At 54.9% G+C, this 23,042-nt stretch carries 21 protein-coding genes and 1 other annotated feature; of the genes, 9 read left to right on the top strand and 12 right to left on the bottom strand.

The features are described 5' to 3' along the window. The first annotated feature begins 17 nt into the window (after positions 1 to 17). Both BMZ81_RS05045 and BMZ81_RS05040 read left to right on the top strand, forming a co-directional pair. On the top strand, positions 18 to 767 hold the full coding sequence (locus BMZ81_RS05045; protein ID WP_091129375.1) for an ABC transporter ATP-binding protein: 750 nt from the start codon (positions 18 to 20) through the stop codon (positions 765 to 767). Positions 768 to 773: 6 nt separating this feature from the next. Then, positions 774 to 3,434, top strand: a complete 2,661-nt coding sequence (locus BMZ81_RS05040) for an ABC transporter permease (RefSeq protein WP_177187206.1) — start codon at positions 774 to 776, stop codon at positions 3,432 to 3,434. A gap of 49 nt (positions 3,435 to 3,483) precedes the next feature. Here BMZ81_RS05040 and BMZ81_RS05035 read toward each other — a convergent pair whose 3' ends face one another. The 10 genes from BMZ81_RS05035 to murI form a co-directional block, all read right to left on the bottom strand. Beyond that, positions 3,484 to 4,548: a TPM domain-containing protein gene (locus tag BMZ81_RS05035; RefSeq protein WP_091129373.1), complete on the bottom strand. Its 1,065-nt coding sequence runs from the start codon at positions 4,546 to 4,548 to the stop codon at positions 3,484 to 3,486. 185 nt (positions 4,549 to 4,733) lie between these two features. Further along, positions 4,734 to 5,921, bottom strand: coding sequence for a toxic anion resistance protein (locus tag BMZ81_RS05030; RefSeq protein ID WP_091129371.1), 1,188 nt, complete (start codon positions 5,919 to 5,921; stop codon positions 4,734 to 4,736). Further along, a complete protein-coding gene (locus BMZ81_RS05025) occupies positions 5,914 to 6,180 on the bottom strand; it encodes a hypothetical protein (protein ID WP_091129369.1) in 267 nt (88 codons plus the stop codon). The genes BMZ81_RS05030 and BMZ81_RS05025 overlap by 8 nt, the downstream gene beginning before the upstream one ends. A gap of 12 nt (positions 6,181 to 6,192) precedes the next feature. Further along, positions 6,193 to 6,909, bottom strand: a complete 717-nt coding sequence (locus BMZ81_RS05020; RefSeq protein ID WP_091129367.1) for a 5-bromo-4-chloroindolyl phosphate hydrolysis family protein — start codon at positions 6,907 to 6,909, stop codon at positions 6,193 to 6,195. Between the two features lie 213 nt (positions 6,910 to 7,122). Continuing rightward, positions 7,123 to 7,656, bottom strand: coding sequence for a DUF6512 family protein (locus tag BMZ81_RS05015; RefSeq protein WP_091129365.1), 534 nt, complete (start codon positions 7,654 to 7,656; stop codon positions 7,123 to 7,125). Between the two features lie 107 nt (positions 7,657 to 7,763). Beyond that, positions 7,764 to 8,099 carry a branched-chain amino acid transporter permease gene (locus BMZ81_RS05010; protein ID WP_091129362.1) on the bottom strand — a complete coding sequence of 112 codons (336 nt, stop codon included), beginning with the start codon at positions 8,097 to 8,099 and terminating at the stop codon, positions 7,764 to 7,766. Next, the gene (locus tag BMZ81_RS05005; protein WP_242942568.1) at positions 8,090 to 8,815 is read right to left on the bottom strand and encodes an AzlC family ABC transporter permease; all 726 of its coding nucleotides are present in this window, start codon (positions 8,813 to 8,815) and stop codon (positions 8,090 to 8,092) included. The genes BMZ81_RS05010 and BMZ81_RS05005 overlap by 10 nt, the downstream gene beginning before the upstream one ends. Before the next feature lie 104 nt (positions 8,816 to 8,919). Further along, the gene (gene argS / locus BMZ81_RS05000) at positions 8,920 to 10,665 is read right to left on the bottom strand and encodes an arginine--tRNA ligase (protein WP_091129361.1); all 1,746 of its coding nucleotides are present in this window, start codon (positions 10,663 to 10,665) and stop codon (positions 8,920 to 8,922) included. 40 nt (positions 10,666 to 10,705) lie between these two features. Then, positions 10,706 to 11,149, bottom strand: coding sequence for a YwiB family protein (locus BMZ81_RS04995; RefSeq protein WP_242942567.1), 444 nt, complete (start codon positions 11,147 to 11,149; stop codon positions 10,706 to 10,708). Then, a complete protein-coding gene (gene murI / locus BMZ81_RS04990; protein WP_091129359.1) occupies positions 11,136 to 11,951 on the bottom strand; it encodes a glutamate racemase in 816 nt (271 codons plus the stop codon). Before murI ends, BMZ81_RS04995 begins: the two co-directional genes overlap by 14 nt. A gap of 214 nt (positions 11,952 to 12,165) precedes the next feature. On the opposite strand from murI, the gene BMZ81_RS04985 reads away from it, so the two are divergent. Together BMZ81_RS04985 and BMZ81_RS04980 are read left to right on the top strand one after the other, a co-directional pair. Beyond that, a complete protein-coding gene (locus BMZ81_RS04985; RefSeq protein ID WP_091129356.1) occupies positions 12,166 to 12,576 on the top strand; it encodes a hypothetical protein in 411 nt (136 codons plus the stop codon). 64 nt (positions 12,577 to 12,640) lie between these two features. Continuing rightward, positions 12,641 to 13,762 (top strand): DUF362 domain-containing protein, encoded by a 1,122-nt coding sequence (locus tag BMZ81_RS04980; RefSeq protein WP_091129354.1) that lies wholly within the window; start codon positions 12,641 to 12,643, stop codon positions 13,760 to 13,762. A gap of 52 nt (positions 13,763 to 13,814) precedes the next feature. Here the strand turns inward: BMZ81_RS04980 and BMZ81_RS04975 are convergent, their stop codons facing one another. Continuing rightward, positions 13,815 to 14,642 carry a DUF4358 domain-containing protein gene (locus BMZ81_RS04975; protein WP_091129352.1) on the bottom strand — a complete coding sequence of 276 codons (828 nt, stop codon included), beginning with the start codon at positions 14,640 to 14,642 and terminating at the stop codon, positions 13,815 to 13,817. 289 nt (positions 14,643 to 14,931) lie between these two features. On the opposite strand from BMZ81_RS04975, the gene brnQ reads away from it, so the two are divergent. The 5 genes from brnQ (at position 14,932) to leuB (ending at position 20,998) form a co-directional block, all read left to right on the top strand. Continuing rightward, positions 14,932 to 16,206 (top strand): branched-chain amino acid transport system II carrier protein, encoded by a 1,275-nt coding sequence (gene brnQ, locus BMZ81_RS04970; protein WP_091129350.1) that lies wholly within the window; start codon positions 14,932 to 14,934, stop codon positions 16,204 to 16,206. A 118-nt stretch (positions 16,207 to 16,324) separates the two neighbouring features. Next, positions 16,325 to 16,575: a binding site (T-box leader), on the top strand. A 34-nt stretch (positions 16,576 to 16,609) separates the two neighbouring features. Continuing rightward, positions 16,610 to 18,154, top strand: a complete 1,545-nt coding sequence (locus tag BMZ81_RS04965) for a 2-isopropylmalate synthase (protein WP_278308871.1) — start codon at positions 16,610 to 16,612, stop codon at positions 18,152 to 18,154. A gap of 19 nt (positions 18,155 to 18,173) precedes the next feature. Next, positions 18,174 to 19,442 carry a 3-isopropylmalate dehydratase large subunit gene (gene leuC, locus BMZ81_RS04960; RefSeq protein WP_091129345.1) on the top strand — a complete coding sequence of 423 codons (1,269 nt, stop codon included), beginning with the start codon at positions 18,174 to 18,176 and terminating at the stop codon, positions 19,440 to 19,442. Then, a complete protein-coding gene (gene leuD, locus BMZ81_RS04955; RefSeq protein ID WP_091129342.1) occupies positions 19,439 to 19,921 on the top strand; it encodes a 3-isopropylmalate dehydratase small subunit in 483 nt (160 codons plus the stop codon). The genes leuC and leuD overlap by 4 nt, the downstream gene beginning before the upstream one ends. A 6-nt stretch (positions 19,922 to 19,927) precedes the next feature. Further along, a complete protein-coding gene (leuB, locus tag BMZ81_RS04950) occupies positions 19,928 to 20,998 on the top strand; it encodes a 3-isopropylmalate dehydrogenase (protein WP_091129340.1) in 1,071 nt (356 codons plus the stop codon). Between the two features lie 822 nt (positions 20,999 to 21,820). Here leuB and arcC read toward each other — a convergent pair. Next, positions 21,821 to 22,765, bottom strand: coding sequence for a carbamate kinase (gene arcC / locus BMZ81_RS04945; RefSeq protein ID WP_091129338.1), 945 nt, complete (start codon positions 22,763 to 22,765; stop codon positions 21,821 to 21,823). Between the last annotated feature and the right edge of the window lie 277 nt (positions 22,766 to 23,042).

The following is a 23,042-nucleotide window of genomic DNA, read 5'->3' as shown; positions in this document are numbered from 1 at the left end:
ATTGGAGGGAATCTTTTATGACGATTTTGGAGACACATCATTTGAGAAAAATTTACGGAGCCGGTGAAACGGAAGTCCGTGCCCTGGACGGAGTGGATCTGTCCGTTGAAAAGGGTGAGTTCGTGGCGGTGGTTGGCACATCCGGCTCTGGTAAGTCCACCCTGCTCCACATGCTGGGCGGTTTGGACCATCCCACCAGTGGCACTGTCACCGTGGACGGAAGAGACCTCTTCTCTTTGAAGGACGAGGCTCTCACCATTTTCCGGCGGCGAAAAATCGGCTTTGTGTTCCAAAGCTATAACCTGGTGCCCGTACTGAATGTCCGCGAAAACATTGTCCTGCCTATCCAGTTGGATGGCGGAAAGCCGGACGAGTCTTATGTTGGTGAAATCATCGAGACCCTCGGTCTTGGCAGTAAGCTTCAAAATCTTCCCGGCAACCTCTCCGGTGGCCAGCAGCAGCGTGTGGCCATTGCCCGAGCCCTTGTCTCCAAGCCCGCCATCATCCTGGCGGATGAGCCCACTGGAAACCTGGACTCTGTCACCAGCCAGGACGTCATGGGTCTTCTGAAAGTCACCAGTGAGAAATTTACGCAGACGATTGTCATGATCACTCATAATGAAGAGATTGCCCAGATGGCAGATCGCATCGTCCGCATTGAAGATGGCCGGATTTTCCCCTCGGGAGGAACTCCGGGAACTGTCTGCGCGATTCCCTCCCCAGAGAGGAACACTCCCCAGAGCAGCAGTCGGGATACCCGGGGGTGAGAGGCTATGATTCGTGTTGCAAACAGCAAGTGCATTCGCCATTTGGGCCGGGCGTCCATGAATGCCGCCAGGGGCCGGAACATCATCGCCATTCTGGCGATTGCCCTAACCACAGTCCTGTTTACTTCGCTCTTTACCATCGCCCTGTCTATCAATGACGGATTTCAGCAGTCCAATTTCCGCCAGTGCGGCGGCTGGAGCCACGGCACCTTCAAGTACCTGACGGAGGAACAGTTCGGCGATCTGAAAACCGATCCTCTCATCCGCGAGTGGGGCCTGCGGCGATTTTTGGGTATGCCTGCGGACATCCCCTTTCACAAGTCTCATGTAGAGGTCGGGTATTCCGACGTCACCCAAGCCCACTGGATGTACTGCGACCCGGTAGAAGGCCGTCTGCCTGAGGAAGGCACCGATGAAGCCGCCACGGATACCCGGGTTTTGAATCTGCTTGGCGTAAAACCGGAGTTGGGCACAAAATTCACCGTTACCTTTCAGGTAGACGGACATCCCACCACGCAAACTTTTACGCTTTGTGGTTGGTGGACGTACGATCAGGCCATCGTAGCCAGCCATATTCTCATTCCGGAAAGCCGGGTAAACGCAGTGCTGGAAGCACTGCAGGTAGACCCCTCCGCCGCAGCGGACAATACTGGAGCCTGGAACCTGGACGTCATGTTCCAAAATGCCCTGCATATCGATCGGGACATGGAACAAGTGCTTGCAAATCACGGCTATCAGAGTGAAAGCCGTGCCGCCGGGGATAACTACATCGCCACTGGCGTCAACTGGGGCTATACCGGAGCCCAGCTGGCGGAAAACATTGACCCGGCCACGGCAGCTGCCATCGCCGCTATGGTCCTGCTAATCATTTTCACTGGTTATCTCATCATTTACAATGTGTTCCAAATCTCCGTCACCAATGATATCCGGTTTTACGGATTGCTGAAAACCATCGGCACCACAGGCCGGCAACTGCGGCGGATGATTCGTCAGCAGGCAGTCACGCTGTCTGCCGCCGGTGTCCCCCTCGGTTTGATCCTGGGGTGGTTTATCGGTGCCCAGCTGACACCCATCGTTGTTGCGCGGCTGGACGGGATTGTCAGCGTCGTCTCTTTGAATCCGGTCATTTTTCTGGTATCCGCCCTGTTCTCCCTGTTCACGGTACTTCTCTCCTGCCGCAGGCCCGGCCGCATGGCGGCCAGTGTCCCTCCCATTGAGGCGGTGCGGTACACCGAGGGTGGGACCATCCATCGAAAAAAAAGGCGGTCCAGCGGCGTGTCGCTGCTCTCCATGGCGCTGGCCAATTTAGGCCGCAGCCGGGGTAAAACCATCGTCACTGTCCTGTCCCTGTCTCTTGCAGTCGTGCTGCTGACAGTGACCGTTACCTTTACCAACGGCTTTGACATGGACAAATATTTAGCGAATTTTGTATCCTCAGACTTTATCCTGGCAGACGCCGGATACTTCCAAACCGGTGGCGATGCCTTCAATTCTGACATGGCCGTTCCCCAGAAGGTAATCGACCAAGTGACTGTCCAGGGCGGCATTATCGATGGAGGGAAGGTCTACGGTCTTACCCGTGCGGCGGAGGAGTTCGTGGATGAGGACTACTATCGTTCCATCCAGAGCCGTTGGAATAGCCAGGAGGAGCTGGACCGGATGGTGTCTCTCATAGAACGCACCCCGGACGGCAAGATGAGTGACCATGCCCAGCTCTATGGCATGGAGCACTTTGCTCTGGACAGGCTGGATGTGCTGGAGGGGGATCTCTCCAAGCTGTATGATCCGGGCGGGCAGTATATTGCCGCCGTGTACAACGAGGACGACTATGGCCGTCCGGAAATGGATTCCCACTGGGCACAGCTGGGCGATACTGTGACCATCCGTTATGTGGATGAGTATGAATATTATAACCCCGGCACAGGGGAAATCTACGGCCCCTACAGCAAGGTTCCAGAGGGTGTGCCTTGGGCCAGCCGTGCAACGGAATACCGAGACGTCAATTACACAGTAGCAGCTTTGGTGTCCGTACCCTCTGCTCTCAGCTACCGGTACTACGGCAGTGATGAGTTCGTGCTGAATGATCAGACATTTCTCCGGGACACCGGCACAGACACGGTGATGCTCTATGCTTTTGATACCACCGCCGAGACGAACGGTGCCATGGAGTCCTTCCTGGCGGACTACACGGAAACGCAGAATCCCCAGTTTGACTATGAGAGCAAATCCACCTATGCAGTGGAATTTGACAGTTTCCGCTCCATGTTTCAGCTGTGCGGCGGGATATTGAGCTTCATTGTAGGGCTGGTCGGTGTGCTGAACTTCTTCAACGCCGTCATGACCGGCATTTTAACCAGAAAGCGGGAATTTGCGGTTTTGCAGTCCATTGGCATGACGGGCAGCCAGCTGAAGCGGATGCTGGTATACGAGGGGCTTCTCTATGCGCTTGGTTCCGTAGCATTCTCCCTGGCGCTGACGCTGGCTCTGGGCCCGGTGCTGAACGCGGCCATGAGCAGCATGTTTTGGTTCTTCACCTATCGCCCAACTTTGCTCCCCCTCGCCATTGTGTCGCCCATTTTCGCCCTGCTTGGCATCACAGTACCCCTGGCGGTGTACCGCCGGGCAGCCAGATCCACCCTTGTGGAACGTCTGCGGGAAGCTGAATAATGAGAAAGAACCGGCACGGTTTTCGCCACCGTGCCGGTTCTCATTTTTCTTATCGGCGTCCTCCGCGGCCTGCGCCCCCACCGAAGGAACCGCCGCCAAAGCCTCCGCCAAATCCACCTCCGCGGCCTGCGCCCCCACCAAAGGAGCCGCCGCCGAAACTTCCGCCAAATCCACCTCCGCGGCCCGGCCGTGAACCACCGGTCGGCGGTCTGCGGCTACCCCCGCTATAGGGCGGGCGCGGCCCACCGGATCCGCCTCTGGGCGGCCGGGGGCCTCTGGGTGGGGGCGGCGGTCTCCGCCGCCGGGGCCGTCCCCAGAAGATGGGATAGTATCGGACGGTTGGAATGCCCATGCCGGGCATCAGATAGCGGCTGCGGTATCTGGACCACCGCAGTCCGTCCAGGACAACCCATACCACAAACAATACCAGCACTACCCCCACAAGGTTGCCCAGCAGCATTCCTGCGGTGGGTGCCAAATAGCCGCTGGTCTGGGTGCTGTAATTCCCGGAACGTGCGCTGTAATTCTCCCTGACGGCTGGAATGTAGTTCTCCCTCACCGTAACACCATAGAGATCGGCCAGATACTTCACCAGTGCATCAAACGTTTTCCGCACCGCCGCGTCGTAGTCCTTCACAGCAAAATCCGCTTCCATCGTATCCCACAAAATGCTCTGAAGGGCATTTTTCTCATCGCTGCTGAATCCGTTTCCCCAGGCAATGTAGTAATCGCCGTCCGGTACGCCGTTATACAGATTCTCCAGCGCCAAAATCAGCAGAACGCCGTTGTCCGTCTCTCTGGCCCCAACGCCCAGCCGCTCAAATTCCTGCTGTGCATAGTCGGCAATATCCGTGCCACCAGTGGTATCCACCACCTCCACGGCAATTTGAGCGCCGGTCTGGGCAAACAGCGAGGCATTCACCGCATCGACGTATTCCTTGGTCTTCTCCGTTACGGCGTTCTCCGTATCCAGGATATACTGGTACGTCCCCACAACGGCAGTGGACGCCTCACCGGTATCGGCGGGGCGCTTTGCCTGGCCAATCAGGATGCCAGCCACAATGGCCAGCACCATGACCGCAGCCGCTACAGAGCGTTTTTGAAAAATTTTCATCGTATGTTCCCTCTGATTTAGAATGAGGCGTCACGCCTCCTCATACTGGAATATCCCATCCCATGGAGTCCCGCATGCAGCTCTCAAAATTTGCCGCAAACCGTTTTTTCTGCCGCTGCGCGGCATTGCTTCTTATGCGCAGGGCGCGTTCCCATTTTCATGCAGTGCCAAAAGCCGCATCCTTCTCAGTTGTGCAGCTCCATCAGCTTTTGTTTCAATTCACCCTCAATGCGGCCCAGCTCCACCTCAGCGGCCTTGCGCTTGGCGGCGCCCTCCCGCTGAATATTCAGTACTTCATCCAACGTGGAAATCAGCTGCTGGTTTGTGTGCTGCAGCGTCTCAATATCCACAACGCTCCGTTCCGCTTCCTTGGCGGTCTGAACTGTTCCCATCTTCAGCATGTCGGCGTTCTTCTTCAAAAGCTCGTTGGTCATTTCCGTCACCGCGCTCTGGGCAGCGGTAGCCTGACGGCTGTGCTCCAACCCCAGCGCCAGCACCATTTGACTCTTCCACAGGGGAATTGTGTTTACCAGAGAGCTCTGGATTTTTTCCACCATCAGTGTGTCATTGTTCTGCAGCAGCCGGGTCTGCGGTCCCATCTGGACGGAAATCATCCGGGTCAACTCCAGGTCGTGGAGTTTTTTCTCAAACCGCTCGCACATCTGCACCATATCGTTATAAGCCTGGGCATCCTCCTGGGCGCCGGACTGCTCCGCCTTGGCCTTTAGTGCCGGCAGATCATTGGCCCGCACACTCTCCAGCTTCTTTTTGCCCGCCAAAATATACATGGTCAGTTCTTTGTAATATTTCAAGTTCAGCTCGTACATCTGATCAAACATGGCCACATCCTTCAAAAGCGTCACCTGATGCTGCTCCAACTCCCTGGAGATCTTATCCACATTGGTCTCCACCTTGGCATATTGGGCCTTCATGGTCTCCAGCTTGCTGCCGGACTTCTTCAAAAATCCAAAAAGGCCCTTTTTCTCCTCTTCCTCGCCAAAGCCCTTCAGCTCTACCACCAGTTCGGAGAGGGACTTGCCCACCTCTCCCAAATCCTTGGTTTTTACGGAGTTCAGTGCATTCTCTGAAAAGCCGGCCACGTTCTTCTGGGCGGCGGCACCGTACTGCAGAATCAAATTGGAGTCTGTGAGGTCGATCTTTTTGGAGAAGTCCTCCACCGCCTTTTTTTCTGCGTCGCTCAGGAGCTTGTCGTCCATCTGGACGGGGGTTACCTCGGGCTTTGCAGGCTCCGGAGCCGGGGCGGCAGGCGTCGCCGGTCCCGCCGGATCCAGCGTCAGCTCCGGCACGGCCTCTGCAGCCGCGCTCTGCGGGTCGAGTGTCAACTCAGGCATGGTGTTCAGTTCGTCAGACATGGTCGTTTCCTCCAATATTTACATGGTCTTGATTCTTTGTCTTTTCAGTCCCGGCCTTTCGTTCCGGCTTTGACAGCGCCCGGTATTCCCGGACGGCGCGGACCAGCCAGATCACAGCCCCCGCCAGCCAGACCAAAGCGCAGACCCGGACAAACCGGTTCGTCCCCTCGGTCAGCCATTTGAGACCCACAAGGCCAAAGCCCAGGGCGCAGCAGACCGTCAGCAAAAAGCTCCCGATCCGCTTCCACAGTCCCTTCATCGCCCACTCCTCTCACAGCTCCAGCTTGATATCCGGGTCCTCTTTGGGGGTGGTCTCCGCCTTCAGCGGATTCCCTGTCAGGCCTTCCCGCGCCATCATATTCTCCAGCACGGTGATGTCCGTGGAGATGTCCAGCGCCTCCGCGCCGTACAGGCTGTCCAGCTGCTTTTCAAACGCTGCCACGATGGTGCGCATCATCCCCTCCACCTTGGCGAGAGTCGCATCAATATTCTCGCCGGAAATACCGGCGGCGCTCATCCGGTCATAGCTGTTCAGCAGCTTCAGCGTGGTGGGCAGGTAGTAGTCCATGAACTTTCGAATTTGCGGCAGCTTCTTCGGATCCCGCCGCACCTCGTCAAAGATTTTCTGGGATACCTGCTCCAGCCGCACAATGTCGGCGGAAATCCCGGGATCGGCGATGTTGTCGTCCAGCCGCTTCATCTCGGTAACAGCGAGGCGGCCGTCTTTCAGCATTTTATCCAGCTCGGGATTACCGGTGCTCTCCTCTTTGGACTTTTCCTCTGTCTTGGCCGCCGCCTGTTCCGTATTGCCGCCAATACTCCCGCCGCCTTTGCAAATGACATTCACCAGAAAGAACACCGCTGCAGAAATTGCCGCCAGCAGCACATAGTGCATTGGCTCATACAGCGGAAACAGCAGCGCATAAGTCAGCCACACCGCCGCCACAGCATAAAACGGCGCTACAGGTTTTCGTTTTATCGTCTCCATTTGCAGATCTCCTCTACATGATTTTAATTATAATAGAGGTATTATACCTCTTGATAGCGCGAGTGGTCAAGGCGGGGCAGTTGTAAAATCCCTGTGAACAGATTTCCTGCAGCGGCTGTTTCTCTTTTCGTTCCACTCAGCAGGAAATTCCTTTGTCCCACAGGAAGTATTTCCGGTATGCAGAAAGCGCCTCTCCGAATGGAGAGGCGCTTTTTATAGAATTCCATAATTTCCCGTTTTCATATCCTGCCACAAGGCCACTCCCGGCGGCCGAAAAGTAAAGTATACAAACAGGAATGCCATCCCCCACAAAAGCAGCAGGCCCAATACCTGCTGCCACCCGGAAGTAAAGCGCCCCCTTTGCAGCAAGTAAAAATCCACAGCAAACGCTCCAAAATCTGCCAAGAGGAACACCGCAATATCCAGCCACATGATACGATATCCCAGTATGCCGGTATACGTATAAAAAAGCACTGGGAGCAGCAAAACGCCCGTTATCGCGCCAACCGCCCGCACCGCCAAAAAGTTTGGATAGTTTCGTCCCATCAGACACACCTGCACCACGGAGAATAAAAATATTGGGAAAAACAGCAGCTTCATATGCTCCCAGGTGGACTCGTTTACAGCGGAAAACGCCGCAGCCACATCCCATCCGCCGCTCCAGTCATAGCTGAAATGCAGCGCTGTCCCCAGTGCCGCTGTCATCAAAAAGCCTGCCAGTTCCCACAAAAGCAACTGTTTCCGCATATAGCCTCCCCATAAAAAAAGACTGCGGCACAGGGCCACAGTCCCATTTTATGCAGTTCCCCCCAGTCTATGCAAACTTTTCAACTCCGTAAAAAGCGTCTCTTCCATTATGCAAAGACCGCCTGCACCAGCAGCATGTAAAGCACTGTGCCGCCCGCGATGGACAGCAGCACATTGCCCTTCCACTTGTGGAGTATCACAACAGCTGCCACGGCTACCAATTCCGGAAGCCCATAGGGTGCCTGGAAAACGGAGACAGACTTCAGACAGTACACCACCAGCAGTCCCATCACAGCGGTGGGCAGAACCCGTCCCAAATATGTCACCACTGCCGGAGGACATCTATTCTCCGGAAACAGTAAGAACGGAAGCCAGCGGGTCAGCTGCGTCCCGGCCGCTACAGCCAGAATCATCAGCAGCGTCTGCATCGGTGTCAGGTACATAACGTTTTCCTCCCTCCCAGCAGCACGGCCATCATCAGCACCATGGCTGGAATAACCAGATTGTCCGGTCCAAATACCAGCAGGCTCATCACTGCGCAGGAAATCCCGATAATGCCTGCCGGGCGATTTTCCCGCTTTTTCCACTGCTCCAAAAACAGCACCACGAACAGCGCCGTCAGCGCGAAGTCCAGCCCGGTGGTATCAAAGGTCAGGAAATTTCCCAAAATACCGCCTATGGCAGTGCCCACAATCCAGTAAAGGTAATCCATCAAAGAGATGCATAGATAGAAGTCCCGGGGTGCGACTTCCAGCGGAGGATCCACAGTGGAAATAAGAGAGAACGTCTCGTCACACAGGGTATAAATGAGAAAAGCCCGCACCTTCCCAAGCCCCCGGTACTTCTCCAACAGGCTGAGACCGTAAAAAAGGTGTCTTGCATTGACCATAATAGACAGTAAAAATGCCTGCACCGGGTCAAATGCCGTGGTCAGCAAGGTGATGGCCACAAACTGCATACTGCCCCCAAAGGCAATGGCACTCATCAGCACTGCCCAAAATGGTCCATAGCCCTTACTCTGCATCAGCACGCCATAGGCCATGCCCAAGCACAAAAATCCTGTTAAAACAGGAATGGTTACCGGAAAGGCAGCCTTTGCCGCCAGCCGCCATCTTCCCGGTTGTGTACCGATCCCGTTCATCTGCTCTGTCCGTTCCATACCTTGTTGTTCCTCTTTGATATCAAAATCCTCCGTGAACCCAATGGCCGCATTCCCGTTTGTTTGGAGGCACCGCACCGTTGTCGGTGCGGTGCTTCACTGGATTACATCTTCTCAGGAGCGTCTACGCCAATGAGCTTCAGACCGTTCTTCAGTACAATTCTGGTGTCATCCGCCAGCTTCAAACGGGCCGCCTGCACAGCGGGCTCTTCTCCCCGGATGCGGCACACGGTATAGAACCGGTGGAAGCAGCCTGCCAACTCCTGGAGATAACGGTTGATGTGGCTTGGATCATAATCCCGGGCCGCCAGCCGAATCTCTTCGCAGAACTGGGAAATCTGCTTGATCAATGCCAGCTCTGTTTCACCAGCCAGCAGGGACATGTCCACATCTGCCTGCTTCGGCACACCAACGCCTTCCTCCGCCAGCGCCCGCAGCAGCGAGCAGATACGGGCATGGGCGTATTCCACATAGTAAATGGGGTTTTCACTATCCTCCCGCACCGCCAGCCCCAGGTCAAATTCCATCTGCGTATCAGGCTTGGCATTGAAAAACCACCGGGCGGCATCCACAGGAATTTCATCCAGCAGGTCGGAGAGGGAAATGGCCTTTCCGGTGCGCTTGCTCATACGCACCACCTCGCCGTCCCGCAGGAGCTTTACCAGCTGCATCAAAACAATATCCAGCTTCCCACTGCCGTCCAGCCCCAGGGCATCCAGCGCACCCTTCAGCCGGGCCACATGGCCGTGGTGGTCGGCGCCCCAGATGTTGATGACCCGATCAAAGCCCCGGACGGAAAACTTATTGCGGTGATAGGCAATGTCAGCGGCAAAGTAGGTATAAAATCCGTTAGCCCGGCGGAGCACATCGTCCTTCAGATCCAGCTTTTCAATATCCTTTTCCTTCTTGCCGGCCTTCCGGAAGTGATCCCGCAGGATATCGGCGGTCTTCAGCCACAGCGCGCCGTCCTTCTCATACGTCCACCCCCGCTCCGTCAAAAGAGACACCGTTTCGGCCACATAGCCGCTTTCATGCAGAGTAGACTCATAAAACCAATTGTCGTATTCGATCTTGTACCGCTGGAGATCCGATTTCATCTTAGGCAGGTTCACGCGAAGTCCATACTGGGCCAGTGTCGCCTGCCGCTCCGCCTCCGGCACATCCAGCAGCTTGTCTCCGTTCTGCTCGTAGTAGGACTGAGCCAGGTCCTTGATGTCCCCGCCCTGATATCCGTCCTCAGGAAACGGCACCGCGTCTTCCCCTTTGATAATCTGGAGATAGCGGGCTTCAATGGAGTGGGCAAACTTGTCAATCTGGTGCCCTGCATCATTGACATAAAACTCTCTTGTTACCTCTGCACCGCAGGCTTCCAGCACAGCAGCCAGCGTGTCACCCAGGACACCCCCGCGGGCATTGCCCATGTGCATGGGCCCGGTTGGATTCGCGGAGACGAACTCCACCATAATTTTCTGGCCCTTCAGGTTTGCGGAAGTGCCATAAACCGCTCCCTCGCTTTCCACGGCTGCCATCACATCTGCATACCAGTTGGGCGCAAGGCGGAAGTTCAAAAAGCCAGGGCCAGCAATTTCTGCAGAGGCAAAATAGCTGCCCGATAAATCCATGTGGTCCAGCAGTGTCTGTGCAATGTTCCGGGGCGGCTGGCGCAGCGCCTTGGAGGCCGCCAGTGCAAAGGTTGTGGTAAAGTCGCCGTTTGCGGCGTCCTTCGGAATCTCCACCGGCGCAGTTTTTACATCGGCCTGCGGCAGCGTCCCATCTGCAACCGCGGCCTGATAGGCCGCCATTGCCAATGCTGCAGCCTGATCTTTTGCGTTTTGAATCATATGAATCATTGAAGTATCCCTCTCATTCGTAACTTAAAAATATGGGTATTCAGTTTTTCCGTTTCACCCTGATTTTAAAGCAGTTTCTTCCGGTAACTGTGTGCTCCACTGCAATGGAGTATTTGATCTCCATCAGTCCGCCGCCTTCGCTCAGGTTGTGTTTCAGTGTGCTGGTCTGGATATCCACCGTTAACTCCCCAAATGGTGTCTCATACAGGGATGTATGCTGCCGTCCCTCTTCAAATACCATCTGGGAATTCACCTTTCCGGACCGGGTCAGAATCACCAAGGGACCACGCACCTCAAAGGTAGTGGTGGTTCCCTCCATACCAGTGAGTTCTGACTCCTGATAAGTCAGCAGGAATCCCGCCTCTGTGGACTCCAGCGTTCCGTCCGTCATCAGTTCTGTGGCATCCGGATCAATATCGTCGAAATACTGCTCTCCCCGGATGGACAGCAGCACTGGCATCTTCTCCCGATTAATATTGGTCAATGTCAATCCTCCGTGCACTGTGGTGCATATTCTCCTGCAAAAACAGCGATGCGATCTGCTCAAAGTCCTCCGGTCGTTCGCTGACGTAAAACTCCACTTCTCCACGCTGATGTTCATCTGCCCGGAGACCGTTTGCTTTCAGCAGCCGCTTCAATTCGAATGCAGACTCCTCTCCTGCAGAGACCAGCGTCACATCCGGTCCGCAGACATCCCCAATGATATCTGTCAGCAGCGGGTAGTGTGTGCATCCCAGAATCAATGTGTCGACGCCGGTCACCTTCAATGGTTCCAAATACTCCCGCGCCACCGTCTCAATGACTACATCCCCCCGGTGGATGCGGCCGTTCTCCGTCAGCGGCACAAACAGGGGGCAGGGTCTGGAAAACACCTCTGTCTCTGGAGACAACCGGTGAATGGTTGTCTCATAGGCGCTGGATCGCACGGAAGCCAATGTGGCAATCATTCCTACTTTTTTATTCTTCGTCACTGCCACCGCCCGGCGACAGGTAGGTTCCACAACGCCCACAATGGGCAGGTCATTTTCTGTCTGCAGCGTCTCCAGAGATGTGGTGGACACCGTACCGCAGGCAATTAAAATTGCCTTCAAGTCAAAGGAGCGCAAAAAGCGCACGTCCTGCCGCGCGTATTTTAAAATGGTCTCCCTGGCGCGCCCGCCATAGGGGACCCGTGCGGTGTCGCCAAAATAAACCAGGTTTTCTTCAGGCAAAATCTGCCGCAGGGAGCGCACTGCCGTCAAGCCGCCGAGGCCTGAGTCAAACACACCAATAGGGCGATTATCCATTGTCACAAAGCTCCTTTTCAGGCCGCGGCTATCACACGTCTGCCGCATACTGCATACTCTGATTATGTGGTATTTCCCAAATTATATATTATACTATGTGCTTTTGCCCGCCGCAAGACAGATTTTAGTCTTTTTACCCGGTTTTTTATATGGAATTTTTGTATTGTCTTTGCTATAATCATGCTATATAGGAGTATCTGGGAGGTGTTTGCCCATGAAAATTGAATTGACGGAACAGCAGTACCGCTATCTGCTGGATCTGACGTACATCGGGAACTGGGTGATCAACTCCACCCGGGAAAATGACCGTATCAAGGAATACGATCAAGTGGAAAGCCTTATTTTTTCCCACTGCCTGCAGCACGATATGAGCAAGCTGGTGGAGTTGTACCGCGGGGAGCTGATTCCATCCAGGGCCTATGCCGACGGCGGCATTCACGAAGCCATCGAAAACTATGAGGACATCGTTTTTTATGAAATTCTGGCAGAGGAGCTCGCCTTGAAGGATATGGACGGCGAACCTTTGACCCGTGAAAATTATGGGGAGCTGATGGACCGCATCGATGCGTACCTGTCTGAGTTCGACGAGCACGGAACCGATCATGTCAGCGTGGATATCGATTAAAAAAACGGCGGGGGCTCAATCCCCCACTCTCTAACAACGATCCAAGAAAAAGGAGTTATCAAAAATGTCTGAGAAGTCAAAGGTATACTTTGCGGATTTCCGCGCCCCCAGCTGGCGTGAAAACCTGCCCCAGAAGCTGGCCCGTCTGATGATGACCGCAGGCTTTGGCGACATCGATATGGACGGCAAATACGTGGCCATCAAGATGCATTTCGGCGAGCCGGGCAATCTGGCCTATCTTCGTCCCAACTGGGCGAAGGCAGTAGCAGATTTGGTAAAAAGCCATGGCGGTAAACCCTTCTTGACGGACTGCAACACCTTATATGTGGGCGGCCGCAAAAATGCGCTGGACCATATTGAATCAGCCTATGTCAATGGTTTTACCCCCTATTCCACCGGCTGCCATATCCTCATTGCCGATGGTTTGAAGGGCAACGACGATGTGGAGGTTCCCGTAAAGGGCGGCGAGTATGTAAAAGCTGCTAAGATTGGCCGGGCTGTCATGGATGCTGATGTCTTCATCTCCCTCACCCACTTTAAGGGACATGAGCAGGCTGGTATGGGCGGCTGTTTGAAAAATATCGGCATGGGCTGTGGTTCCCGGGCGGGAAAAATGGAGCAGCACAACTCCGGAAAGCCCTATGTCAAGCAAGATCTCTGCATTGGATGCCATGCCTGTTCCAGGATCTGTGCTCACAGTGCCCCCCAGTTCGGTGCAGATGGAAAAGCCTCCATTGACACTGAAAAGTGCGTTGGCTGTGCCCGCTGTCTTGCCATCTGTCCGAAAGACGCCATTGTCTCCCGAAATGATGAAGCCCCCGCCATGCTGAACAAAAAGATGGCGGAATACACCAAAGCAGTGGTGGATGGCCGCCCCTGTTTCCATGTGTCATTGGTTGTAGATGTCTCCCCCTGCTGTGACTGCCACGCGGAAAATGATGCACCTATCACGCCGGATGTGGGCATGTTTGCCTCTTTTGACCCTGTCGCCTTGGATCAGGCCTGTGCCGATGCGGTCAACGCCCAGCCGGCCCTGCAAGGTTCCCTGCTCTTTGACGAGGGCTATGATTGCAATTGCTCTGACCGTCTGGTCGCCGCCAATCCGGACACCGACTGGCGGGTTTGTCTGGAGCACGCTGAAAAGCTTGGGCTGGGTACACGGGAGTATGATCTGATCGAAATCTAAAATTTCCACAAAAAAACGGGCTTCTAAAAGAAGTCCGTTTTTTTCTGCAGTTTTATACAAATAACGCATTGAAACTGGCCACAATATCGTCAGCACCCTCCATGGCAATCATCATCACGTAATTGCCTTGGGTGACAATGCGGGAGTTGTTTTCCCATACCTGGATGGAGTCTGGATACCATGCGCCGCCGGGGTTTTCATGATCTCCCACCTGATAGTTGATTCGAGCCTGAAAAATATCTTTTACTGTCTGGACATCCGCCGCGTTGGAAACCTCCACCAAGGCAATCTCCCCGGCCACGGCAGAGATCATGGCCATGTACACGCCGCACTGCTCCGTGGCCAGTTCCGCCAGCCCTGTGTAGAACGCGTCCATGGTCTCTCCTTCAGCCTGCATCATAGCCGGCCAGCCGGCACCTGAGGCCAACGTGTTGTAAAAGGCGTTCAGATCCACGTGCTCCTGTTCCGCAGGCGTATTCTCCGGTTTCTGTGCGGGAGAATCCGTGGGCTTCTCCACCGGCTGTCCCTCTGGTTTTTCTGCGGGGTTGGCCGGCCGCCCACCGAGCTCCGGGTGCTGGGTGTTGTCCGCAGGCCGCTGCCCCACTCCCGGCCTGGGTTCAGCGCCGTCCGGCAGCAATTCCTCTCCGTCCGCTATGATGGCGGTGGAGCCGTCAGCATTCTGGATCTCCCCGAGTTCCGTCTCATCTTCCGGCCGCTCCACAGGCATCTCCACAGTACCGTCCACGCCATCTTCTGCACCCGTGCTCTCCACCGGAGCAGAGGTTCCCACATCCTTTGCTGTGCCGCACGCCGTCAATAGCAGCGCCATGGCAGTTGCCAGCAGCATCATCCGGAACCTGATTTTCAAATTTCGTCTCATTTCTGTCTCCTGTCTGCTATCTGGAGGAAGCTCTCCTCTTTTTCAGTTCAGACGCAGCTGTTTCCTCAAAAGTTCCATCCCGCTTGTGGGAGGCGTACCATATGTTCTTTTGACGATTTCTATGCGCAAATTTTATCAGTTTTACACAAGGTTGACTTTTGGATGCCCGCATTTTATAATGGTTTTTGTTTGATTCAGGCTGTTTCGTAATGTGTCGCTTGCATGGAAAGCGGCCTTTTTTGTCCCCATGGTGCGGACAGCCTGCCAACGTTCCTGCAAGGAGGCACTCATGAAGCGCACGACTCATAAGACCGATATCTTTGTCATTGGCTTTGCTCTGTTCTCCATGTTTTTTGGAGCCGGAAATGTTATTTTTCCCCCCTACCTCGGACTGCAGTCCGGATCCCAGTGGTTTTTAGGATTTCTTTGCTACTATTTGGCGGATATTGGTCTGGCCCTGGTGGCCTTGTTTGCCATGCTGCGCTGTGGCAGCCCGGATGGTATTACCCGTCCTCTTGGGAAAATCCCCGCCACTTTGCTGATGAGTGCCATTGTTCTTTGTATCGGCCCCATGCTGGCCATCCCCCGAACCGCTGCCACCACTTACGAGATGTCTGTGGCTCCACTGGTGGCCGGTTTCAGTCCGCTGCTGTTTTCAGCGCTGTTTTTTCTGTTGATTTTGCTGCTTTGTCTGCGGGAATCCGCAGTGGTGGACATTGTCGGAAAATTTTTGACTCCGGCTCTGCTTGCGGGGCTCCTCATTTTGATTGTTCGGGGTGTAATAGATCCCATCGGCCCCGTGCCAAGCCGGACTCTTGTTGAGAACGTCCCTGCCAATGGAATCGAGGCCGGTTACCAAACGATGGATGTATTAGCTGCCGTGGTGTTTGGTATCATCATCCTGAAAAGTGCTGAAGAGAAGGGCCATACCACTACCCGCGCGAAATCCCGGGTAGTCGCCGGTGCGGGTATAGTGGCAGGCACTGCACTGCTGGTGGTCTATCTGGGACTAACCTATTTGGGAGTCACCACCTCCCGCTTTTTTGATCTCTCCGTTAACCGCACCTATCTGGTTGTTTCCATTGTTCAAAATCTGATGGGCAGTGCCGGCACGTTGCTGTTTGCCGTGGTTGTGGCGCTGGCCTGCATTACTACGGCAGTGGCCCTGGTAAGTTCTGCCGCAGCTTACTTCTCAGGGCTCTCCAGCGGACGCATTTCATACAAGTTTCTTGTTGTTCTGATCTGTGTGTTCAGCGCTGTGGTGTCCAGCATCGGCCTTGATCAGATTGTTTCCATCGCATCCCCTGTGCTGAGTATCGTCTACCCTCCTACCCTGGTTTTGATTGTGCTGGCCTTCTTTCAGCGCTGGATTTCAAACGATTGGGTATTTCGTCTGGCAGCGTTTGGTGCCTTGATCACGAGTCTTTTGACCGTCATCAGCACCTATGGCACCCCCATTTTACTGTTGAGCCGCCTGCCTCTGGCCGATCTCGGATTTGGCTGGGTGGTTCCGGCCGCGCTGTGCGGCATTCTGGGACTTTTGATTCCTGCGGCAAGACAGTAACCCTTCCCGCACAATGTCTTTCCGCTTTTCCAGCGTCTGATTTTCTCCCTTTTTTGATTTTTTTAAATATACTCTTGACAACTTGTTCAGAATCGTGTAAAGTCTGAACCAATACAGTACAAATGCCATGACAGGGAAAAAGTCGCTGCGCGCATTTCAGAGAGCCGCCGGTTGCTGCGAGACGGTATGCAGACAGACGATATACTGGCCCTTGAGCAGTCCGCTGAAAGCCTTTTTGGGCCGTAGGTGTGAACGGGTTCCTCACCGTTACCAGCGAGGCAGTATTCGTTCCGAATGGGACCGATACGGAGAGTGGATATTTTTATATCAACAAGAGTGGTACCGCGGAAGTGAGCTTTCGTCTCTTATTTTGAGAGACGAAGGCTTTTTTTGTTGCCCGGGGCTGCCTGAAACAGAAAAAGCCACAAATAAGGAGGAACTTTCCATGAGACGAATCAAAATTTTTGACACTACACTCCGGGACGGCGAGCAGTCCCCCGGCTGCAGCATGAATCTGCCGGAAAAGCTGGACATGGCCCGGCAGCTGGATGCCTTGGGTGTGGATGTCATCGAAGCCGGCTTTGCCATCTCCTCCCCCGAGGATTTTAAAAGTGTACAGTCTATTGCCGGCGTGGTCACCAACTGCACCGTGGCGAGTTTGGCACGCTGCACCAAGGGCGACATTGACGCTGCCTGGGACGCCGTAAAGGTCGCCAAGCATCCACGCATTCATGTTTTCCTGGCCACCAGCGATATCCACATGGAGTATAAGCTGAAGATGTCCCGGGAGCAGGTGCTGGCCAGCATCGCTGAAAATGTAGCCTATGCCAAGTCCAAATGCGCGGACATCGAATTCTCCGCAGAGGACGCCTCCCGTTCTGACAAGGAGTTTCTCGCCCGCTGCTACACCGCCGCCGTCAAGGCCGGTGCCACCGTCTTGAATGTTCCTGACACTGTGGGCTACTCTACACCGGAGGAGATGAGCTCTCTTATCCGCTACCTCAAGGCCAACGTGGAAGGGATCGACCAGGTGGATATTTCCGTCCACTGCCACGACGATCTGGGTCTGGCCGTGGCCAATACCCTGGCCTGTGTCCGGGCCGGTGCCACACAGGTGGAATGCACCGTCAATGGCATCGGCGAGCGGGCAGGCAATGCCAGCCTGGAGGAAATCGCCATGAATATTAAGACACGGGCCGACTACTATGACGCCGAAACCGGCATCAACACCAAGCAAATCTATAAAACCAGCAAGCTCCTCTCCAGCATCACCGGCGTACCCATCGCCCCCAGCAAAGCCATTGTGGGTGCCAATGCGTTTGCCCATGAGTCTGGCATTCATCAGCACGGCGTGGCCGCCAATGCCGCCACCTATGAGATTATGAAGTCCACTGATGTGGGCATTCCCCAAAACACCATGGTCCTGGGCAAACACTCCGGCAAGCACGCTCTGCGGGACCGTCTGGTGGACATGGGCTACGAGCTCAGCGATACTCAGCTGGACGACGTCTTTGCCCGCTTCAAAGCCCTTGCAGACAAGAAGAAAAGCATCACGAACTCCGATCTGGAGGCACTGGCCCTCAGCTACCGCCGGGATGATATCCCCACCTACGAGCTGGTTGGACATGTGGTCAATACCGGCAATGAAATTGCCAACACCGCCTGCATTAAAATTTCCAAAGACGGCCAGTCCTTTGAAGAGGTTTCCCTTGGCAGCGGCCCCCTGGATGCGGCGTTCAAGGCCATTAACCGCATTACAGATCTGGATGTGAATCTGGAGAGCTTCAGCCTCAACGCTGTCACGGATGGCGAGGACTCCTTGGGTGAGGCCGTAGTGAAAATCAGCCACAATGGCGAGGTCTACACCGGCACCGGTATCTCTACAGATATCATCGAGTCCTCTATTCGCGCCTATGTAAACGGTATCAACAAAATTACGGCGGGCTGAGGAAAGGAGACAGCACAACATGGGAATGACAATGACACAAAAAATCCTGGCTGCCCACGCAGGGCTCCCTGAGGTGCGGGCTGGCCAGCTGATCAAGGCCAAGCTGGATATGGTTCTTGGCAACGACATCACCTCTCCGGTGGCCATTAACGAATTTGAAAAGGCCGGCTTTGACAAGGTGTTCGACAAGAGCAAAATCGTCATGGTGATGGATCACTTTGCTCCCAACAAGGACATTAAGGCCGCTACCCAATGCAAGCAGTGCCGGACTTTTGCCCGCCGGTTTGACCTGGACAATTATTACGACGTGGGCCAAATGGGCATTGAGCATGCCCTGATTCCGGAAAAGGGTCTGATCGCCCCCGGCGAGGCCTGCGTCGGCGCGGACTCCCACACTTGTACCTACGGTGCCCTGGGCGCCTTCTCCACTGGCGTTGGCTCCACGGATATGGGCGCGGCCATGGCAGTTGGTGAGACCTGGTTCAAGGTGCCTGCCGCCATCAAGGTGAACATCATCGGCTCTTTCCGCCCCTATGTCAGCGGCAAGGATGTCATTCTTCACCTGATTGGCAAGATCGGAGTGGACGGTGCCTTGTACCGCTCCCTGGAATTCTCCGGCCCCGGGCTGAAGAATCTCAGCATTTTTGACCGCCTCACCATCTCCAATATGGCCATTGAGGCCGGCGCGAAAAACGGTATTTTCGCCGTAGATGAAGTTACCCGGGCCTATGTGGACGGCCGCGTCAACCGGCCCTACACCGTTTACGAGGCGGATCCGGACGCGGTATACGAGCAGGTCATCGACTTGGATTTGGGAGAAATCGACTGCACAGTTGCCTATCCCCATCTGCCGGAAAACGCCCACCCCGCCGCAGAAGGCGGCAACGTTGCCATTGACCAGGTGGTCATTGGCTCCTGTACCAATGGACAGATCGCAGATATGGCCGCTGCCGCTGCCGTGCTCAAGGGAAAGAAGGTGGCAAAGGGCATCCGGGCCATCATCATCCCTGCCACCCAGGACGTCTACCGCCAGTGCATCAAGCAGGGCTATACGGAGATCTTCCTGGACTCCGGCTGCATTGTCTCCACCCCCACCTGCGGGCCGTGCCTTGGCGGCTACATGGGCATCCTGGCCGCAGGTGAGCGCTGCGTCTCCACCACCAACCGCAACTTCGTGGGCCGTATGGGCCACGTGGACAGCGAGGTCTATCTCGCCTCTCCCGCCGTGGCGGCCGCCAGCGCCGTTACCGGCCACATCACCCATCCCAAGGAGGTCATGGAAGCATGAATGCACACGGTAAAGTTCATAAGTACGGCGATCACATCGACACTGATGTCATCATCCCCGCTCGGTATCTGGCCACCCAGGACGAAAAAGAGCTGGCCAGCCACTGCATGGAGGACATCGACACGGAGTTTGTAAAGAAGGTCCACGGCGGCGACATCATGGTGGGCGGCTGGAACTTCGGCTGCGGATCCTCCCGGGAGCACGCTCCCGTTGCCATCCGGGCCGCGGGCATCAGCTGCGTCATTGCCAAGACCTTTGCCCGCATCTTTTACCGCAACGCCATCAACATCGGCCTGGCCATTCTGGAGTGCGAAGCCGCTAGCGACGGCATTTCAGACGGGGACGAGGTATCTGTCGACTTCGACACCGGCGTCATCACCAATGTCACCAAGGGCGAGACCTATCAAGCCGAGCCCTTCCCCGATTTTATCAAGGATATGATTCAAAAGGGCGGCCTCATGGCGTCCCTGAAAGGATAAAACAGTATGGAAAAGACAATTGCAATTATCCGGGGCGACGGCATCGGCCCGGAAATCATGGCCCAGGCTTTGGCTGTCTTGGATGTGGTCGCCAACAAGTTCGGACATACCTTCCGTTATGAGGAAGCCCCCATGGGCGGCAATGCCATCGACGCCTTCGGCGTACCCCTGCCGGAGTCCAGTCTGAAAACCTGCCTAGCGTCTGACAGCGCCCTGCTCTCTGCCATCGGAGGGCCCAAGTGGGACACCATTGATCCCGCCATCCGGCCGGAAAAGGGCCTGCTGGCCCTCCGCGCCGGCATGGGCCTGTATGCCAATCTGCGCCCTTCCAAATTGATTCCCCAGCTGAAAGAGGCCAGCCCGCTGCGGGCAGACATTGTGGAACGCGGGATTGATTTCATGGTCGTCCGGGAACTCATCGGGGGCGCCTATTTCGGTGAGCACAAGACCTATCAGCGCAATGGAGAGGAGGCCGCCTCCGATGTGATGGCATACTCCCAGCACGAGATCGAGCGTATCGTCCGTGTTGGCTTTGACACGGCCATGAAGCGCTCCAAGCGGCTTTGTTCCGTGGATAAGGCCAATGTTCTGGACTCCTCCAAGCTCTGGCGGAAAATTGTGAACCGCATTGCCGAGGAGTATCCGGAGGTAGAGGTCCGCCATATGTATGTGGACAACTGCTCCATGCAGATTGTCCGGGATCCCAGCCAGTTTGATGTGATTGTGACGGAAAACCTCTTCGGCGACATTCTCTCTGACGAGGCCAGCCAGATTACCGGTTCCATTGGTATGATCCCCTCCTCCGCTTTGGGAGAAGGCACCCGAGGCCTCTATGAGCCCATTCACGGATCTGCCCCTGATATTGCAGGCCAGGATCTGGCCAATCCCATCGGTATGATTCTGGCGGCGGCCATGATGCTCCGATACAGCCTTGGGATGCCCGCAGAGGCGGATGCCATCGAAACAGCTGTCAATAAAACACTGGAAAGCGGTCTGCGAACCGGAGATATCATGGAACCCGGGAAAACGAAGGTCGGCTGTGCTGCCATGGGCCAGGCCATTGCTGCTGCTGTCTGAGAACACTTTATCCAGGGGAAAAACCGCGCCGATAGGGCGGTGTCCGTAAAACAGTGAATCCTCCGTATGGTTTAGATCATACGGAGGATTCTTTTCACATATTATTCAAACTGGCTGTCAGCGAACAGTTTATGAAACAGTTGCGGACGGCAACCTACGGGGGATAGCCGCTTTAGCGGCGCAAGGGGATATAGCCAACCTTGCCGGAAGGTCATGACGCAGCCTTCTGACGGCAGGGAATGAAACTGCCCAGGATGCACGATACTCCCGATAGGAGGGTATAGAAGTGCGCCTTTTTGTTCTGAAAGATTTTGCAGTAGCCCGGTAATCCGGGAGTTGCCACTATAAACTTTTGGCCAAGAGCACAGCATTAATCGCAATCATAGCTGCTGCAAACATGGAAAACGCAAAATATACAGCTTCAATTGTCTTGGATAATGTCGTTCTGATCCCGTATATCAGATAAGCTATCCAAACGATATAGGCAATAAAAATAATCCCGCTATTTCTGATCAATTAAGGATAGGAGAAATAGTGTATTCACTATTTTCATACCTTGTTCTGAGAACAAAGCATTCTTGATTTTCACCATAAGTCTTTCTCCCCAAATGCCGATTTATTTCATTCGCTTAATAAATAAAGAATATCAGCAAAAAGAAAATCATTCAACCATCTGCACCAAAACCGCCCGAACTTTTTGTCCGGGCGGTTCCGATATCAATCAGAAATCCGTTCAAATTTCACAATCGCTTCTGTCTGTGCTTGCCTGCGTTCATCTGCCACACTATTTTATACACACCCGCCTCCGGCGCGGTTTTTTTCTTATGCGAATGTCACCACCGTACCAGTCTTGCCATCCAGCGCTTCCAGCGCCTTGTCCAAACTTGTGATAATGGCCTTTTTGCCGGGGTTCGCCCTGACAAATTTCATGGCTGCCTCCACCTTTGGGAGCATACTGCCCGGTGCAAAATGCCCCTCTTCCACATATCTGGCCGCCTCTGCCAGGCTCATATGCCCCAAATCCTGCTGATCGGGCTTTCCATATCGAATGGCCACCTTTTCCACTTCTGTCAGGATCAGCAGCACATCTGCTCCCACCTGCTCTGCCAGAAGCTCTGCCGCCAGATCCTTGTCGATCACCGCTGCCACACCCTCCAGTGTACCATCTGCATTTTCCACCACGGGCACACCGCCTCCGCCGCAGGTGATGACGATAGCATCATCCCACAGGAGCTTTACCGCATGGATCTCAACAATTCGCCGGGGGATAGGCGATGCAACCACCCGCCGCCAGCCACGGCCGGAGTCCTCCCGCATGGTGTAGCCCTTCTCCGCCGAAAGGGCCTGTGCCTCCTCCTGGGTGTAAAAGCTGCCGATAGGCTTTGTAGGATTTTGGAAGGCCGGATCGCTCCGGTCCACCACCACCTGTGTGGCAATGGTCACCACAGGGTAATTTCGGTCCCGCTTGTTCAGGGCATATTTCAGCGCCTGCTGGATGTGATACCCAATATATCCCTGGCTCATCGCACCGCACACGTCGAAGGGCATGGGAGGCACCACATCTTTTGCCGCCTCACTGGCTTGTACGATCCGCCCCACTTGCGGCCCATTGCCGTGAACAACCGCGATCTCATATCCCCGTCCACTGATTTCTGCCACGTATTCGCAGGTCTTTTTTACAACTTCCAGCTGTGCCTCTGCCGTAGGGGCGCTGTCCTTGGACTGAAGGGCATTGCCGCCCAGGGCAATCACAATTTTTTCCGGCATATCCGATTTCCTTTCCGTTTGTCAGACTGTGCGGCCTCCAGAATGCGCCGCCTCCCTGCTAGTTTGAAGCCCTGCCCCTCGTTTTATACGGGACCGTTCACATTTCCTTACAGCCTGGACCTCAGGAAATGCTCCTTCCCGTTACATGCATTCTTCAGGAAATTTCAGTCGAAAATTGTGTTCTCAAGGCTCTTCCGTGCTCTGTTTTCTCCGGCCTTGTCGCTTTAGCACAGCAGTGTGAGCGCGTAATGGCTATTGAAAAAGGGACTATGTGTCG

Source organism: Oscillibacter sp. PC13 (assembly GCF_900115635.1).
Classification (GTDB): Bacteria; Bacillota; Clostridia; order Oscillospirales; family Oscillospiraceae; genus Oscillibacter.
This window is presented reverse-complemented; position numbering and strand designations above follow the sequence as displayed.

Coding starts and splice junctions, on each gene's coding strand:
- BMZ81_RS05045 (WP_091129375.1), top strand. CDS start 18: ATGACGATTTTGGAGACACATCATTTGAGAAAAATTTACGGAGCCGGT.
- BMZ81_RS05040 (WP_177187206.1), top strand. CDS start 774: ATGATTCGTGTTGCAAACAGCAAGTGCATTCGCCATTTGGGCCGGGCG.
- BMZ81_RS05035 (WP_091129373.1), bottom strand. CDS start 4,548: ATGAAAATTTTTCAAAAACGCTCTGTAGCGGCTGCGGTCATGGTGCTG.
- BMZ81_RS05030 (WP_091129371.1), bottom strand. CDS start 5,921: ATGTCTGACGAACTGAACACCATGCCTGAGTTGACACTCGACCCGCAG.
- BMZ81_RS05025 (WP_091129369.1), bottom strand. CDS start 6,180: ATGAAGGGACTGTGGAAGCGGATCGGGAGCTTTTTGCTGACGGTCTGC.
- BMZ81_RS05020 (WP_091129367.1), bottom strand. CDS start 6,909: ATGGAGACGATAAAACGAAAACCTGTAGCGCCGTTTTATGCTGTGGCG.
- BMZ81_RS05015 (WP_091129365.1), bottom strand. CDS start 7,656: ATGCGGAAACAGTTGCTTTTGTGGGAACTGGCAGGCTTTTTGATGACA.
- BMZ81_RS05010 (WP_091129362.1), bottom strand. CDS start 8,099: ATGTACCTGACACCGATGCAGACGCTGCTGATGATTCTGGCTGTAGCG.
- BMZ81_RS05005 (WP_242942568.1), bottom strand. CDS start 8,815: ATGGAACGGACAGAGCAGATGAACGGGATCGGTACACAACCGGGAAGA.
- argS (WP_091129361.1), bottom strand. CDS start 10,665: ATGATTCATATGATTCAAAACGCAAAAGATCAGGCTGCAGCATTGGCA.
- murI (WP_091129359.1), bottom strand. CDS start 11,951: ATGGATAATCGCCCTATTGGTGTGTTTGACTCAGGCCTCGGCGGCTTG.
- BMZ81_RS04985 (WP_091129356.1), top strand. CDS start 12,166: ATGAAAATTGAATTGACGGAACAGCAGTACCGCTATCTGCTGGATCTG.
- BMZ81_RS04980 (WP_091129354.1), top strand. CDS start 12,641: ATGTCTGAGAAGTCAAAGGTATACTTTGCGGATTTCCGCGCCCCCAGC.
- BMZ81_RS04975 (WP_091129352.1), bottom strand. CDS start 14,642: ATGAGACGAAATTTGAAAATCAGGTTCCGGATGATGCTGCTGGCAACT.
- brnQ (WP_091129350.1), top strand. CDS start 14,932: ATGAAGCGCACGACTCATAAGACCGATATCTTTGTCATTGGCTTTGCT.
- leuC (WP_091129345.1), top strand. CDS start 18,174: ATGGGAATGACAATGACACAAAAAATCCTGGCTGCCCACGCAGGGCTC.
- leuD (WP_091129342.1), top strand. CDS start 19,439: ATGAATGCACACGGTAAAGTTCATAAGTACGGCGATCACATCGACACT.
- leuB (WP_091129340.1), top strand. CDS start 19,928: ATGGAAAAGACAATTGCAATTATCCGGGGCGACGGCATCGGCCCGGAA.
- arcC (WP_091129338.1), bottom strand. CDS start 22,765: ATGCCGGAAAAAATTGTGATTGCCCTGGGCGGCAATGCCCTTCAGTCC.